Genomic DNA, 16,193 nt, shown 5'->3' on the forward strand with positions numbered 1-16,193 from the left:
CGTCGGCCCGTCAGTTGGTGCGTGTGTTGGTCAGGTGATGGCCGATGTAACCGACGTAGATCCGACCGCTGCCGGAGCAGTCGTCCAGGTAGTGCAGCCGAGGTGCGGTGGAGCCGCCGCCGATCCGGAGATGGGCCCCCATGAACGCCCGACGCGAGGAGTCGACGCTCGGCGGCACCGGCAGCATCCGCTCGCGCTTCCACTTGGTGTGGCTCTCGACCGTACGGGACTCCCAGCGGACCGCCTTGCGGGGCGGGAAGTGGTGGCATCCGGGCGGTGTGTGTTCGCACCACTGCTTGAAGTCGCCGCCGGCCTGGCCCCGGACGGCTGCCGCCGCGTACTCCTGAAGTGCCGTCAGGCCGTCCCAGGTGAGCCTGGCCCAGCCCGAACCGTCGGGCCGGTCGTCGAGGGCGAGCGTCTCCTTCTCATCGCCCGTGAACTGCAGGAGCGGGAACTCGGCGAACCTGCCCACCAACTCGCCGAAACTGTCCGGTACGGCGTACTTGTCGGCGTGCAGCGCAGCCAGCCGCGCGAACTCCGCCTCGGCGGGCGCGGTCATCTCCGCCGCACCCGGCAGCGGCTCCGGCCGCGCCGGGTGCTCGGCGCGGACCCCGGCCGCCGACAACCCGGATGTCGGCGCCCCGGATGTCAGGTGCGCGGGGACTGCAAGACCCGTGCAGAGCCGCCCACCGGACCGGGAGGTGCGCTGCCCTGCGCGGCGCTGAGCATCGGACCGGCGGACGTCGGGGCCCCGCACCTCCGGTGCGCGCTCGGCACGGGCGGGGCGGCGGGCCTCCGGCGGAAGGACCAGATCCGGCACCGCGGCCAGGGGCGGCGGCGGCACCCGGTCGGCGGCGAGCAACCGGGGCTCCCGCGCGAGCAGTGCGGCGGCGCGGCGGCCGTCCTCCTCCATCCGGTGACGCGCGAGGACCTGGTGACGTGCGGCGTCCGCCCGCGAGGCCGGGTCCACCTCGGGCAGATACGTGCGCACCGCCCCTCCGTACACCTTGTGGTACTCCATCGCCACGTTGAACAGCGGCAGCGCGGTGGGACTGAGCACATGCACCGAGGCCAGGCCGGTGACCTGCCGGAGCAGCGGCCGGACCTGGTCGGAGATCCAGTCGTCGAGCGGGACGGCGGAGGGCACGCTCACGACGACCGCCGCCAGCCGGCGCTCGGGGTCGCAGAGTTCGTCGATGAGGCCGTCGACGCCGTCCGGCGTGACGACCCGGGGACCGGCCCCCACCTCGCACGGTCCGTCGGTGGCGTCCAGCAGGGGCAGCAGCCGGTGGACGATCTCGGGCACGGGCACGCGGCCTGCCGTGCGGACCGAGGGCCCCGCGGCGAGGTACTCGCCCTCCAGCCGCAGATGGACGCGGCCTCCGAGCGGGCCCGAGCGAGGGACCGCATCTCGGGAGGGGGCAGGGGTGACGGCAGGGGCAGTGGCCAGAGTGACGGTGAGCTGCTGAGTGCCGTGCGGGACCGGGATACGCACCCTGCGGCGGGCGTACCTGGCGTCCGGCACCGTGGTCGGACCCGCCACCCGCGCCGAGGCCGGCCGGTCGGAGGACACGGAGGACTGGGAGGACTTGGGGAGCTCGGGGGCTCGGCAGAATCGGGAGGCGTCGGTGCGGGCGGGCGGTGCTGCTTCGCCCTGGTCGACGTACGGGCATCGGGATGAGGAACGGGGAACGGGAGTGGGCCAGTATCGCGGTCGAGGAGCACTCGGTCACCGAGTCTGAGACGCTCGGCACCGGGGCCGGGCCCCGCGGGCGGGGGCTCGTCGTGCCCCTCCTGCTTCAGCCAGGCGGCCAGCACCTGGTCGACAAGGGCGACGGCATCGTCGAAGCCCAGTGAGGTACTGACCGTCATCCGATATGGAGTCGCGTGCGGGCGCGAGTCGGACGGCGCCTGCAGACCCGGGGAATCGGCTGATCGGCCGGGCATCGGGGCGTATTCGGAAGTCATGCGCGCTACCTCCCGTGGTGCGGTGGTGGGTCTGGGGTCCTCCATCGATGGGCGGGTTGTCCGGCATCGGCCGATCTGTACGGCTCGACGTCCTTGTGCATGAAACGCTGCTGCCCGGAGCTGAAGTTCCAACTCCGGGCATGGTTAATTCGTTCGAGTGTTACTCGACGGGCACCTCGCGGTGGCTCCACCCCGCCGGGACCGCCTCGACGGCCCCTCCTGTCGCCTCCGCCAGCCAGGCGTGAAACTCCGTCACACCGGCCTCGGGGATGCCGACTTCGATCCGCACACCGGTGGCCTCGTACGCCAGGTCCCGGACCTCGTAGCCGGCGGCACGGAGGTCGTTCTCCAGCCTCCCGGCCCGCACGTGGTCCGCCGGGACGGAGAACAGGGCGACCGGCCGGCGCTCCAGCAGCCCCACCGTGTCCAGCGCCTCCGAGACCGCGCTGCCGTAGGCGCGCACCAGACCGCCCGCCCCCAGCTTGATCCCGCCGAAGTACCGGGTGACGACTGCGACCGTGTCGGTGATGCCCCGGCGGCGCAGCACCTCCAGCATCGGCACGCCCGCGGTGCCGCTCGGCTCCCCGTCGTCACTGGACCGCTCCCTCCGCTGGTCCTCGCCGACCACGAAGGCGGTGCAGTTGTGGCGGGCGTCCCAGTACTCCTTGCGGACCGCAGCGATGAACTCCTGCGCCTCGTCCTCGTCGGCGACCCTGGCCAGGCTGCAGATGAAGCGCGACTTCTTGACCTCGGTCTCGTGGCGCGCACCGGCTCGGACGGTCAAGTAGCGCTTCGGGGTCGGCTCCGGCATGGTGCGGCGGTCTCTCCGGACTGGCTGGCGGTGGAGGACGCCGGGGCAGCCGGGTCCGTCGGCACCCGCACCCGCCCGAGAGCCTGGCACGGTCGGCATCGGTGATGCCCTGCCGACCTCGCCAGCCTAACCCGTGGCGGGCGGGCCGCCGACGGCCCGGGCCGACCGCCGCCGTCAGCGGCCGGCGAGCTCGTTCAGCCGCTCCCGGTCGAGGCCGGTCAGCGCGGTGACCTCGACGGGATCGACCGCTCCGCAGTCGAGGCCTCGCAGGAGGTAGCCGCTCAGCGCCCGCGCGGTCGCCGGCTCGTCCATCACGTCGCCGCCTGCCTTGGCCACATAGGCGGCGAGGCGGGCTGCGGCGGCCTCCAAGCCCTCACGGTAGAACGCGTAGACGGCCGCATACCGGGTCGGCAGGTGAGCGGGGTGCATGTCCCAGCCCTGGTAGTACGCCCGCGCCAGGGAGCGGCGGACCAGACCGTGGTGCAGCCGCCAGGCCGCGTGCACCTGCTCGGTGGAACCGGTCGGGATGACGTTCGTGGAACCGTCCGACAGCCGCACCCCCGTGCCCGCTGCGGCGACCTGCATCACGGCCTTCGCGTGGTCGGCCACCGGATGGTCCATGCTCTGGTAGGCGGCGCTGACGCCGCAGGCGGCGCTGTAGTCGAAAGTACCGTAGTGCAGGCCGGTGGCCCGTCCCTCGGCGGCCTCGATCATGCGGGCCACCGTGGCGCGGCCGTCCGCTCCGAGGATCGCCTGGGTGGTCTCGATCTGGATCTCGAAACCGATCCGGCCGACCGGCAGACCCGCGCGCTGCTCGAAGTCGTCCAGCAGCCGGACCAGAGCGGTGACCTGCTCGGCGTAGCTGACCTTCGGAAGGGTGAGCACCAGGCCGTCGGGGAGGGGGCCCTCGTTCAGCAGGGAACCCAGGAACAGCTCCAGGGTGCGGATCCCGCGCGCACGTACCGCGGCCTCCATGCACTTGATCCGGATGCCGATGTACGGCGGAGCGGTGCCGTCGGCCACGGCCGCCGCAACCAGCTGCGCGGCCCGCACTGCGGCCGCGTCCTCCTCGGTGTCCGGGCGGGGCCCGTAGCCGTCCTCGAAATCGATCCGCAGGTCCTCGACCGGTTCGCTGAGCAGCTTGGCCCGGACCCGGGCGTGCACGTCGGCGAGGAGGCCGTCGGCCGGGACCCCGAGCGCCGAGGCCAACTGCTCCGGCGTGCCGGCGTGGGTGTCGAAGGCCTCCAGCGCCTTGCGGCCCCACTCCTGGACGGTGTCCGCAGCGAAGGCGTCCGCCGGCACGTAGACCGTGTGCACCGGCTGACGCGTCCCGGGGTCGCCCGGGTAGCGGCGCGCGAGGTCGGCGTCGACCGGTGCCAGCAGTGCATCGACCGCAGCCAGGGCCGCGGAGGAGAACGACGCCCCGCGCCCTGGCCTGTTACCGTCCAGCTCGACCTGCGCCATTCGCACTCCTCCGGGCCGCGTCGCGGCGACACCGCCACGGCGCTTCAACAAATTGTTGATGTGAAGGTAGTGTCAGTACCGCCGGAACGTCAACGGCGGCCCGCCAGCCGGACTCCCGAAGGGCCGGACATGGCGGAGGAGCCTGACGGGTTGGACGGCTGGAGGGCTTTACGGGCCGGAGGGCCGGACGCGCTGGACGGACAGAGCCGGCAGCGCGCTCATTCCCGGCCGGAGGTCATGTAGCGCTGCTGCAGATCCGTCCAGATCTTCTCCAGGTCACCAGCAGCGACCGAACCGTCCGGACGCGAGCCGTTCATGCCCACCTCCTGGGTGAGGTAGTCGGCGAAGTGCTGACGGTCGGGCTGCACGCCGTAGGAGTCGATGAAGGCGAGCAAGGCGTCGAAGCAGAGGTCGGCGTCGAGCGCCGCCGGGCCGGAGAGCCGGCCGCGGCCGACGGACTCGCCGGCGTCCTCCTGCCCACCCCGCACCGACGACCCGAAGCCGTCCTCGAACTCGCCCTCGAACTCGGCCTCCAACGCCTCGAACGGCACCGACTGCTCCGCCGCGGAGCCGTTCGCCCCACGACCCGCCATCGCCGCCACCCGCTCACGGTAGGCATCCTGCTCGGGCTCCGCCTGGACGGTCTGCTCCAGCCGGATCGGACGCGGGCCGATCCGGCCCGGGCTCTGATACGTCACACCCTGCTGCACCGACATCGCGGCCTGGGCCGGCACCGGGCGGCCGCGCTGCGGCTGCCCCCGGCCGCCTGCTCCTGGGCCTGAACCTGAGCAGCCTGGGACTGCGACTGGGGCGGACGGACCTGCCGCGCCGCCGGGGCGGCCTGCGGCGGGACACCGACCGCCCGCGGCGGCTTGAACCAGGGCGACATCTGCCCCGGGAGCCGCCCCTGCTGCACCTCGCCGTCGTCGGCCTGCTGGGAGTAACTGCGGACGGCCCGCGTCATCCAGACGTTGAGCTCGGCAGCTTCCCGCTCGGCGCCGACGGCCTCGTCGTGGGCCGGCTCCTGGGCGTCCCGGAGACGGACGGCGGCCAGCTTCGCCAGCGTCGGCACCGCAACCGCGGCCGACACCTGGGACACCGCCGTGCCCGACTCGACCTTTGCCGCCTCGATCGGACCGTCGATCCGGTCCAGGATGCTCGGGTCCAGCGGAACGCCGTACTTGGCCAGCTTCAGCGGCAGCAGAGCCTGGAACGGCGCCGAACGGCGCCACCCGCGGCCGTACCGGAAGCGCAACTGCGCCCGGTAGACCAGCCGGTTCTGCTCCAACCGCACCGTCTCGTCGTACGAGCGGAGCTCCCACAACTTCATCCGGCGCCAGAGCCGGAACGTCGGCACCGGGGAGAGGAGCCAGCGCATCAGCCGGACGGACTCCATGTGCCGGTCGGCAGTGATGGCCGCGATCCGGCCGACCGCGTGCCGGGAGGCCTCCACCACCACGACGAACAGGACCGGGATGACCGCGTGCATGGCCATGCCCAGGGCATCGCCCCAGGAGGCTGCCGCGTTGAACGCAATCGTCGCCGCGGTCAGCAGCCAGGCCGTCTGCCGGAGCAGGGGAAAGGGTATCCGGAGCCAGGTCAGGACCAGGTCCAGCGAGAGCAGGACGACGATGCCCGCGTCGACGCCGACCGGGAAGGCGTAGGAGAAGGCTCCGAACCCCTTCGCCATCGCCAGCTCGCGCACAGCGTTGTACGAACCGGCGAAACCGATGCCGGAGATGAGACAGGCACCAGCAGCCACCACGCCGAGCAAGGCCCGGTGGGCGCGGGTGAGGGATGGACGTGCCATTAGTAGATCAACCCCTGGGACTCGGCTGCTGCCGTAAGCGACCGTTGCTGCCGGATCCACCCTCGGTCGAACACGGGATCACCGCGCTGTGGACCGTCTCGGCCCACCGGATACTACTCGTACACGCGTTTCATCATCCCGCCCGCCCGGTCGCTGCCTCGCGTTCCGGCCCCCATTGAGATGGGCCAACACCGCCAGCACCCGGCGATTGGCGTCATCGGCCGGCGCCAGCTCCAACTTCGTGAAGATATTGGCAATGTGTTTGGCAACCGCGCCGTCGCTGACGACCAGTCGACCGGCGATGGCGGAGTTGGAACACCCCTCGGCCATCAGCTCCAGCACCTCCCGTTCCCGGGGGACAAACGCTGCAGCGGGGCGGAACCCGCGCGGCTCTCCATCAGCTTGGCGATCACATCCGGATCCATCGCCGTGCCACCAGCGGCCACCCGCCGAATCGCATCCACGAACTGCTCGGCGTTGAAGACCCTGTCCTTCAACAGATACCCGACGCCCCCGAACCGTCGGCCAGCAACTCTCGTGCATAGAGCTGCTGAACATGCTGCGAGAGGACCAGCACCGGGAGCCCCGGGATTCGCCGGCGGGCCGCCAACGCGGCCTGCAGCCCTTCGTCGGTGAGGGTCGGCGGCAGCCTGACATCGACGACAGCCACGTCCGGACGCTCCGCCATCAGCGCCTCGAGCAACTCCGGGCCCGTCTCGACCGCGGCGGCAATGGTGAAGCCATGGGCTTCCAGCAGCCTGATCAGGCCTTGTCGAAGGAGGTAGAGATCCTCTGCGAGGACAATGCGCACGGGAGCTCCATGGAGATCGTCGTCGGCCCGCCCGGCGGACTGCTGAGCGAGAGGGTGCCATCGAAGGTACCCAACCGCCGCTCGATCCCGCGCAGTCCGGTGCCGTGCCCGAGCCGGGCACCACCGCATCCGTCGTCGGTGACCGTGACCCGTAGGCGCCCCGCACGGAACAGGATGTCCACCCAGACCTGCCGCGCTTCGGAGTGCTTCGCCGCGTTCGCCAGCAACTCACTGATGCAGAAGTACACCGCGGCCTCCACCGACGCATCCGGCCGATCGGGCAGGCACACCGTCACCTCGGTCGGCTGGGATCCGTCCAACGCCAGCGCTCGGACCGCGTCCCCGAGGCCGCGCTCGGCCAGCACCGGCGGATGAATGCCCCGGACGAGATCCCGAAGCTCCTGAAGTGCCTTGGCCGACGACTGCCGAGCCTCCGAGAGCAGCTCGCGCGCCGCGTCCTGATCTGTCTCCAGCAGATGCTCGATCGTGCCCAACGTCATGCCGATCGCCACCAACCGTGCCTGCGCTCCGTCGTGCAGATCCCGTTCGATCCGGCGGAGCTCGGCCGCCTGGCTGCCGATCGCGTCCGCACGCGTGATCGTCAGCTGTTCGACCCTGCGGGTCAATTGCGCATGGCTGGCACGCTGCGCGGGTGCGAGGATCCGGCAGGCGAGGTCGAAATGCGCCCTCAGTGCGTACGGCATCACTAGAAGGCCGACCAGGACGGACAGGCACCCCAGCCCGCCCGAGAGGGCCAGGCCGGCGGCAGCCCTGCCGAACATCCCCTGGCCCCAATCCCCGACGCCGACCGCCAGCACGAAGATCACGCCGCCGAGGACGAGTGCGACGGCCGGGCCGACGAAGAACAGCAGCGAGAACGGGTTGAGAACCCACCAGGCCGCGTCGCGACGGCTCTCCGGGTCACGCACCGTCCAGTGAAGGAACCGAGCCAACCTGGCCGTGCCATGCCCTCGGTGGTACGAGAACCCCGTCCACCAGTACCCGCGTTCGTCCCGCTCCAGCTCGGGCAGGGGCGAGTAGGCCGGGCGCACCACGATTCCGAACCAGGCATCGAGGTGGGAACGCGTCCACGCCGCACCACGGCGCGAGCACCAATAGGCCACCGGCACAGCCGCGACCACGGCAGCGAGGAACCCCCGAGCGGGCCGAGGTCGGCGATCGAGAACATTCGCGTGATCACGACCCCGCTGAACATCGCCGCGATGAACGGCGGCATCAGGACGACGGCCGACTGACCGGCAAGCAGCGCCGCGCGCCGCAGAGCCCGAAGGCCGGCTCGGATCCGTCCCGGCACGGCGCGGCGGCCTGGGCGCGCCGATACGTCACGCACCTCGGTGCGAGGGGGCTGGAGGTGGTCATCGGCAGCTCCTGACGTTCGGGATCCTGTGTCGTCCGGCTCCTGACGGCTGCGTGGTGAGCGGCTGCTGGGCGACGGAACTCAGTGTTGCTGCTCGGCGACCACCGCCGCACTGGCCATGTCACCCGTCTTCGGGGTGGACCTAGCACCACCCTTCCGCCAGCCCGGCCATCGCAGGACTCGGACCCTGCGGAATGCCGCTGCCATGGGGCCCCTCGGGACGATTCCGGCCCGGGAATGCAGAAAGCCCCTCCAGGCGTGGCCTGGAGGGGCTTTCAGAATGATTGTTCGGCGGCGTCCTACTCTCCCACAGGGTCCCCCTGCAGTACCATCGGCGCTACGAGGCTTAGCTTCCGGGTTCGGAATGTGACCGGGCGTTTCCCTCGTGCTATGACCACCGAAACACTATGAAACTGTCCGCCACCGACACACCCGAAAAGAACCGGGGTCGGGGTCGTTGTTTCAGAACAACACAGTGGACGCGAGCAACTGAGGACAAGCCCTCGGCCTATTAGTACCGGTCAACTCCACCCATTACTGGGCTTCCATATCCGGCCTATCAACCCAGTCGTCTACTGGGAGCCTTACCCTCTCAAGGAGGTGGGAGTGCTCATCTCGAAGCAGGCTTCCCGCTTAGATGCTTTCAGCGGTTATCCCTCCCGAACGTAGCCAACCAGCCATGCCCTTGGCAGGACAACTGGCACACCAGAGGTTCGTCCGTCCCGGTCCTCTCGTACTAGGGACAGCCCTTCTCAACACTCCTACGCGCACAGCGGATAGGGACCGAACTGTCTCACGACGTTCTAAACCCAGCTCGCGTACCGCTTTAATGGGCGAACAGCCCAACCCTTGGGACCTACTCCAGCCCCAGGATGCGACGAGCCGACATCGAGGTGCCAAACCATCCCGTCGATATGGACTCTTGGGGAAGATCAGCCTGTTATCCCCGGGGTACCTTTTATCCGTTGAGCGACGGCGCTTCCACAAGCCACCGCCGGATCACTAGTCCCTACTTTCGTACCTGCTCGACCCGTCAGTCTCACAGTCAAGCTCCCTTGTGCACTTACACTCAACACCTGATTGCCAACCAGGCTGAGGGAACCTTTGGGCGCCTCCGTTACTCTTTAGGAGGCAACCGCCCCAGTTAAACTACCCACCAGACACTGTCCCTGATCCGGATCACGGACCCAGGTTAGACATCCAGCACGACCAGAGTGGTATTTCAACGATGGCTCCACCATGACTGGCGTCACGGCTTCAAAGCCTCCCACCTATCCTACACAAGCCGAACCGAACACCAATATCAAGCTATAGTAAAGGTCCCGGGGTCTTTCCGTCCTGCTGCGCGAAACGAGCATCTTTACTCGTAATGCAATTTCACCGGGCCTGTGGTTGAGACAGTCGAGAAGTCGTTACGCCATTCGTGCAGGTCGGAACTTACCCGACAAGGAATTTCGCTACCTTAGGATGGTTATAGTTACCACCGCCGTTTACTGGCGCTTAAGTTCTCAGCTTCGCCTAGTCGAAACTAGACTAACCGGTCCCCTTAACGTTCCAGCACCGGGCAGGCGTCAGTCCGTATACATCGCCTTACGGCTTCGCACGGACCTGTGTTTTTAGTAAACAGTCGCTTCTCGCTGGTCTCTGCGGCCAACCCCAGCTCAGACAGTAAATGTCATCACCAGGACTGGCCCCCTTCTCCCGAAGTTACGGGGGCATTTTGCCGAGTTCCTTAACCACAGTTCACCCGAACGCCTCGGTATTCTCTACCTGACCACCTGAGTCGGTTTGGGGTACGGGCCGCCATGAAACTCGCTAGAGGCTTTTCTCGACAGCATAGGATCATCCACTTCACCACAATCGGCTCGGCATCAGGTCTCAGCCTCAATGAGTGACGGATTTGCCTATCACTCGGCCTACACCCTTACCCCGGGACTACCACCGCCCGGGCTGGACTACCTTCCTGCGTCACCCCATCGCTCACCTACTACCCTGTTGGGTCACCGGCTCCACCACGTCCCTTCGTCCGAAGACTCCAGGCCGGCTTCACGGGCTTAGCATCAAGAGGTTCGACGTTGGCGCTTCAAAGCGGGTACGGGAATATCAACCCGTTGTCCATCGACTACGCCTGTCGGCCTCGCCTTAGGTCCCGACTTACCCTGGGCAGATCAGCTTGACCCAGGAACCCTTGGTCAATCGGCGCAAGAGTTTCCCACTCTTGTATCGCTACTCATGCCTGCATTCTCACTCGTGAACCGTCCACAACTGGATTCCTCCGCTGCTTCACCCGGCACACGACGCTCCCCTACCCATCCACAGCGCCGTTGGGCGTATTCTGTGAATGACACGACTTCGGTGGTGTACTTGAGCCCCGCTACATTGTCGGCGCGGAATCACTTGACCAGTGAGCTATTACGCACTCTTTCAAGGGTGGCTGCTTCTAAGCCAACCTCCTGGTTGTCTCTGCGACTCCACATCCTTTTCCACTTAGCACACGCTTAGGGACCTTAGTCGGTGTTCTGGGCTGTTTCCCTCTCGACCATGGAGCTTATCCCCCACAGTCTCACTGCCGTGCTCTCACTTACCGGCATTCGGAGTTTGGCTAAGGTCAGTAACCCGGTGAGGCCCATCGCCTATCCAGTGCTCTACCTCCGGCAAGAAACACACGACGCTGCACCTAAATGCATTTCGGGGAGAACCAGCTATCACGGAGTTTGATTGGCCTTTCACCCCTAACCACAGGTCATCCCCCAGGTTTTCAACCCTGGTGGGTTCGGTCCTCCACACGGTCTTACCCGCGCTTCAACCTGCCCATGGCTAGATCACTCCGCTTCGGGTCTTGGGCATGCAACTGTAACGCCCTATTCGGACTCGCTTTCGCTACGGCTACCCCACACGGGTTAACCTCGCTACACACCGCAAACTCGCAGGCTCATTCTTCAAAAGGCACGCAGTCACAGTCCGAAGACTGCCCCCACGGCTTGTAGGCACACGGTTTCAGGTACTATTTCACTCCGCTCCCGCGGTACTTTTCACCATTCCCTCACGGTACTATCCGCTATCGGTCACCAGGGAATATTTAGGCTTAGCGGGTGGTCCCGCCAGATTCACACGGAATTTCTCGGGCTCCGTGCTACTTGGGAGAAGCTCAAGTGAGCCGCTGATGTTTCGTCTACGGGGGTCTTACCCTCTACGCCGGACCTTTCGCATGTCCTTCGACTACACCAACGGTTTCTGACTCACCCAGCCGCCGGCAGACGACTGAAGAACTTTCCCACGACCCCTCATACGCAACCCCTGCCGGGTCTCACACGTATCAGGTTTAGCCTCATCCGGTTTCGCTCGCCACTACTCCCGGAATCACGGTTGTTTTCTCTTCCTGCGGGTACTGAGATGTTTCACTTCCCCGCGTTCCCTCCACATACCCTATGTGTTCAGGTATGGGTGACAGCCCATGACGACTGCCGGGTTTCCCCATTCGGACACCCCCGGATCAAAGCTCGGTTGACAGCTCCCCGGGGCCTATCGCGGCCTCCCACGTCCTTCATCGGTTCCTGGTGCCAAGGCATCCACCGTGCGCCCTTAAAAACTTGGCCACAGATGCTCGCGTCCACTGTGCAGTTCTCAAACAACGACCAGACACCCACCCTCCACACCGAAACAGTGCGTCAAGTGAGGCCGGCATCCCAGAGGCGAACGAAAAAATCGTTCCCTCAGGACCCAACAGCGTGCCCGACCCGACCGACTCAAACCTGCGTTCCACGCCCCCGAAGGAGCAGTACTGGCAGCCGTCACCGACCGTGCCGAATAGTCAACGTTCCACCCATGAGCAACCGTGCGAGACATTCGCTCGCAACCGGCCATGTGCTCCTTAGAAAGGAGGTGATCCAGCCGCACCTTCCGGTACGGCTACCTTGTTACGACTTCGTCCCAATCGCTGGTCCCACCTTCGACGGCTCCCTCCCAAGGGTTAGGCCACCGGCTTCGGGTGTTACCGACTTTCGTGACGTGACGGGCGGTGTGTACAAGGCCCGGGAACGTATTCACCGCAGCATGCTGATCTGCGATTACTAGCAACTCCAACTTCATGGGGTCGAGTTGCAGACCCCAATCCGAACTGAGACCGGCTTTTTGGGATTCGCTCCGCCTCGCGGCATCGCAGCCCTTTGTACCGGCCATTGTAGCACGTGTGCAGCCCAAGACATAAGGGGCATGATGATTTGACGTCGTCCCCACCTTCCTCCGAGTTGACCCCGGCAGTCTCCTGTGAGTCCCCATCACCCCGAAAGGCATGCTGGCAACACAGAACAAGGGTTGCGCTCGTTGCGGGACTTAACCCAACATCTCACGACACGAGCTGACGACAACCATGCACCACCTGTACACCGACCACAAGGGGGCGACCATCTCTGGCCGTTTCCGGTGTATGTCAAGCCTTGGTAAGGTTCTTCGCGTTGCGTCGAATTAAGCCACATGCTCCGCTGCTTGTGCGGGCCCCCGTCAATTCCTTTGAGTTTTAGCCTTGCGGCCGTACTCCCCAGGCGGGGAACTTAATGCGTTAGCTGCGGCACCGACGACGTGGAATGTCGCCAACACCTAGTTCCCAACGTTTACGGCGTGGACTACCAGGGTATCTAATCCTGTTCGCTCCCCACGCTTTCGCTCCTCAGCGTCAGTAATGGCCCAGAGATCCGCCTTCGCCACCGGTGTTCCTCCTGATATCTGCGCATTTCACCGCTACACCAGGAATTCCGATCTCCCCTACCACACTCTAGCCTGCCCGTATCGAATGCAGACCCGGGGTTAAGCCCCGGGCTTTCACATCCGACGCGACAGGCCGCCTACGAGCTCTTTACGCCCAATAATTCCGGACAACGCTCGCACCCTACGTATTACCGCGGCTGCTGGCACGTAGTTAGCCGGTGCTTCTTCTGCAGGTACCGTCACTTGCGCTTCTTCCCTGCTGAAAGAGGTTTACAACCCGAAGGCCGTCATCCCTCACGCGGCGTCGCTGCATCAGGCTTTCGCCCATTGTGCAATATTCCCCACTGCTGCCTCCCGTAGGAGTCTGGGCCGTGTCTCAGTCCCAGTGTGGCCGGTCGCCCTCTCAGGCCGGCTACCCGTCGTCGCCTTGGTAGGCCATTACCCCACCAACAAGCTGATAGGCCGCGGGATCATCCTGCACCGCCGGAGCTTTCCACCCACCCCCATGCAGGAGCAGGTCATATCCGGTATTAGACCTCGTTTCCAAGGCTTGTCCCAGAGTGCAGGGCAGATTTCCCACGTGTTACTCACCCGTTCGCCACTGATCCACCCCGAAGGGCTTCACCGTTCGACTTGCATGTGTTAAGCACGCCGCCAGCGTTCGTCCTGAGCCAGGATCAAACTCTCCGTGAATGATTACCCGTAATCGGGTTCACACCCGCGTTGAGCGGCACGGCGGTCACCGGAATGAGGTGAACCCCGCGCACTGCGTCCTCGCTGTGTTTGTTACTTCAAAAGGAATCTCCAACCGATCGAAACCGACCGGCCGGGGATGTCAACATATCTGGCGTTGACTTTTGGCACGCTGTTGAGTTCTCAAGGAACGGACACTTCCTTCGGACCGCCTTCCAGCGGACCCTCCGGGCGTTTCGCTCTTTCGTGTTCTCAGCTTATCAGATCCGAGCTCGTGCTCTTTCCCGACTTGCTTTCGAACCACTTGCCTTCCGGCGCCTCGCGGCCCCTTCCGACGTTTCAAACCTTAGCCGATCCCCGCCCCGAAAGGCGAATCCGACCACAATCCATATAAACGCCCACGCCGAATTCGCACAGGGACGCGACAAAAAGCGACCCAGCCACGAAACCAGGAAGTGGTGTTTCAAGGGATTGGCCGCCCCGGGACCGTCCGCGCAGATGCGTGTCCGGTGCTCCCAGCCGAGCGACTAGAGAACACTACGCCCTGCGGCCGGCGCAGGCAAATCCGTCGCACGGACGCGGAGGTCGCAGCGCGACCGGCTCCCCTTCACGAACTCCCCGTTCGGGCCGTCGTTCTCGGCGATGCGCCGGGCTGCCGCAGCTGCGCTGCCTCCTCCGGCCGTGTGGCGGGCAAGGAGGCGGCTGTGCCGGACGTCGTCGTCGGCCTCCACGTACCAGAGCTCGCGCAGCAGGCTCCGTACGGCCGACCAGGGGGTGTCCGCCGCGCAGAGGTAGTTCCCCTCGGTCACCACGAGGCGGGTGTGGGGGTGGACGACGTGACGGGCGGCGACCGGCTCGTCGAGCGCACGGTCGAAATCCGGGACGTAGATCTCGTGGAAGCGCTCCTCACCGACTCGCCGCAGCAGGGCCAGATATCCGGCTGCGTCGAAGGTCGCCGGCGCACCCTTGCGGGCCCGCAGACCGAGGCGGTCGAGCTGGGCGTTGGCGAGGTGGAAGCCGTCGAGAGGCAGGTAGGCGGCGGCCCCGGGGCCCTCCAGCCGCACGATCTCGGCCACGATGTGTCGGGCGAGGGTGGATTTCCCTGCTGCAGGCGGGCCGGCGAGTCCGAGCAGGGTTCGCCCAGTGGCGCTGCCCGGCCCGTACAGCAGGCCCCTGGCCCGTTCCGCGGCCTCGTGCGCGGAGAGCGCCGTCCCGGACTCCGTCGACGGATTCTCGGCGCCATCGGCGGGCGGAACGGGGACGGGTGGAAGGGAGGGACAGGGATGAGGAGGGAGGGGGCGGGCAGTGGCTTCGGAGTCAGCTGCGGCGAGGGGTTCGCGGGCTGCGTCGGCATGCATGGCGGCACCTTACTCAGCGTCCCCGCTGTCGAGCGCCGGGGCTACACCCGGGGACGGTCGTCGAGCGCCGGCGCGTCGAGGGTGAGGGTGCCTGCGTCGGCGTCGAGGACGGCGGGCACGCCCAGGGGGACGGTGAGGCTGGCCGGGCCGTGGCCGAACCCGAGTTCCCAGAGCACCGGTACCCCGAGCGGGCCGAGGCGGTCGAGCATGACGCCGCGCACGCGGTCGAGGGGGCCGCAGCCCTCCCAGGAACCGAGGGCCACGCCCGCCACACCGTCGAACGCGCCGCTGCGCAGGAGCTGGGTGATCGTGCGGTCGAGTTGGTAGGGCTGTTCGTTGACGTCCTCCAGCAGCAGGATGGTGCCGGCGAAGGAGGGACGGCCGCTGGGGGTGCCCCGGTCGGTGGCCAGCAGGGTGGCGCAGCCGCCCGCTGTGATGCCCGTGGCCCGGCCGGGGACGAGGGGCGAGGCCGTGGGCGAGGTCAGCACGCGGGTGGTGGCCGGTGCGAAGAGGGTCCGGCGCAGGTGGTCGGCGGTGGCGGCGTCCTCCAGCCAGGCGACAGAGGAGGCCATGGGTCCGTACAGCGTGGGGAGGCCCAGGTGGCGATGGACGGATTCGTGGAGGACGGTCACGTCACTGAAACCGACGAGGACCTTGGGCGGCGCCGTGCGCAGGAGGTCCCAGTCGATGCGGTCGACCATGCGCTGCACGCCGTAGCCGCCGCGCGCGCAGATGACCGCGGCCACCGTCGGATCCAGCCACGCCTGCCGGAAGTCGGCGGCGCGGTCCTCGTCGGTGCCGGCGAGGTAGCCGTGGCCGGGATGCCGGTCCGTCACGTGGGTGCCGAGCAGCACCTCCAGGCCCCAGGACCGCAGCAGGGCGGTGCCGGCCGCGAGCCGGTCCGGTTCGACCGGCCCGCTCGGCGCGACCACCGCCACCCGGTCGCCGGCAGCCAGGCTGCGGGGACGGCGGTGCACGGCCGGCGGCGCGGAACGGGGGCCTGCGGGCCCGGGCAGCATCGGAACGGTGTCGGGCGCGTCGTCCCTCAGGGGCGGCTGGTCCATCGGTGCGGTCTCCCCCGGCGTGTGCTGTTCGTCTGCTCACGGTATCCCCACTGCCGGGGCGAAACGATCCACCCCGACAGCGGAAATGGTGCACGGAAGCACCCGGGAGAGGGCCGGTGCGGGAAGGCATGA

General features: G+C 67.0%; 9 protein-coding genes, 3 rRNA genes and 1 pseudogene. 1 reads left to right on the forward strand and 12 read right to left on the reverse strand.

Going from position 1 to position 16,193, the window contains the following annotated elements; translation table 11 throughout:
* Positions 1 to 10 precede the first annotated feature (10 nt).
* Positions 11 to 1,312, reverse strand: coding sequence for a hypothetical protein (locus tag ABEB13_RS15570; RefSeq protein ID WP_345706003.1), 1,302 nt, complete (start codon positions 1,310 to 1,312; stop codon positions 11 to 13).
* Between the two features lie 365 nt (positions 1,313 to 1,677).
* Here ABEB13_RS15570 and ABEB13_RS15575 point away from each other — a divergent pair, with 365 nt between their 5' ends.
* A complete protein-coding gene (locus ABEB13_RS15575) occupies positions 1,678 to 1,857 on the forward strand; it encodes a hypothetical protein (protein WP_345706004.1) in 180 nt (59 codons plus the stop codon).
* A gap of 271 nt (positions 1,858 to 2,128) precedes the next feature.
* Here the strand turns inward: ABEB13_RS15575 and ABEB13_RS15580 are convergent, their stop codons facing one another.
* From ABEB13_RS15580 to ABEB13_RS15630, 11 genes and pseudogenes are all read right to left on the reverse strand, one after another.
* Positions 2,129 to 2,779 (reverse strand): YigZ family protein, encoded by a 651-nt coding sequence (locus tag ABEB13_RS15580; protein ID WP_345706005.1) that lies wholly within the window; start codon positions 2,777 to 2,779, stop codon positions 2,129 to 2,131.
* A 174-nt stretch (positions 2,780 to 2,953) separates the two neighbouring features.
* Positions 2,954 to 4,243: a DUF6986 family protein gene (locus ABEB13_RS15585; protein WP_345706006.1), complete on the reverse strand. Its 1,290-nt coding sequence runs from the start codon at positions 4,241 to 4,243 to the stop codon at positions 2,954 to 2,956.
* Positions 4,244 to 4,461: 218 nt separating this feature from the next.
* Entirely contained in the window at positions 4,462 to 4,941 is a 480-nt protein-coding gene (locus ABEB13_RS15590) for a hypothetical protein (RefSeq protein WP_345706007.1), read from the reverse strand.
* Positions 4,938 to 6,053, reverse strand: coding sequence for a DUF2637 domain-containing protein (locus ABEB13_RS40565; protein ID WP_425559885.1), 1,116 nt, complete (start codon positions 6,051 to 6,053; stop codon positions 4,938 to 4,940). Before ABEB13_RS40565 ends, ABEB13_RS15590 begins: the two co-directional genes overlap by 4 nt.
* Positions 6,054 to 6,131: 78 nt before the next feature.
* Positions 6,132 to 6,864 (reverse strand): annotated as a pseudogene (locus tag ABEB13_RS15600) (response regulator transcription factor).
* Entirely contained in the window at positions 6,816 to 8,006 is a 1,191-nt protein-coding gene (locus tag ABEB13_RS15605) for a sensor histidine kinase (protein WP_345706008.1), read from the reverse strand. The pseudogene ABEB13_RS15600 and the gene ABEB13_RS15605 overlap by 49 nt, the downstream one beginning before the upstream one ends.
* Positions 8,007 to 8,528: 522 nt before the next feature.
* Positions 8,529 to 8,644 (reverse strand): 5S ribosomal RNA (rrf, locus tag ABEB13_RS15610).
* A gap of 89 nt (positions 8,645 to 8,733) precedes the next feature.
* Positions 8,734 to 11,838 (reverse strand): 23S ribosomal RNA (locus ABEB13_RS15615).
* 279 nt (positions 11,839 to 12,117) lie between these two features.
* Positions 12,118 to 13,639 (reverse strand): 16S ribosomal RNA (locus ABEB13_RS15620).
* Together the 16S, 23S and 5S rRNA genes form the textbook arrangement of a ribosomal RNA operon.
* A 527-nt stretch (positions 13,640 to 14,166) precedes the next feature.
* The gene (locus ABEB13_RS15625; protein WP_345706009.1) at positions 14,167 to 14,997 is read right to left on the reverse strand and encodes a nucleoside/nucleotide kinase family protein; all 831 of its coding nucleotides are present in this window, start codon (positions 14,995 to 14,997) and stop codon (positions 14,167 to 14,169) included.
* A 41-nt stretch (positions 14,998 to 15,038) separates the two neighbouring features.
* Complete coding sequence (locus ABEB13_RS15630; protein WP_345709682.1) at positions 15,039 to 16,016, reverse strand: S66 peptidase family protein; 978 nt, start codon at positions 16,014 to 16,016, stop codon at positions 15,039 to 15,041.
* Positions 16,017 to 16,193 lie beyond the last annotated feature (177 nt).

The sequence above is a fragment of the Kitasatospora paranensis genome (assembly GCF_039544005.1).
GTDB lineage: Bacteria > Actinomycetota > Actinomycetes > Streptomycetales > Streptomycetaceae > Kitasatospora > Kitasatospora paranensis.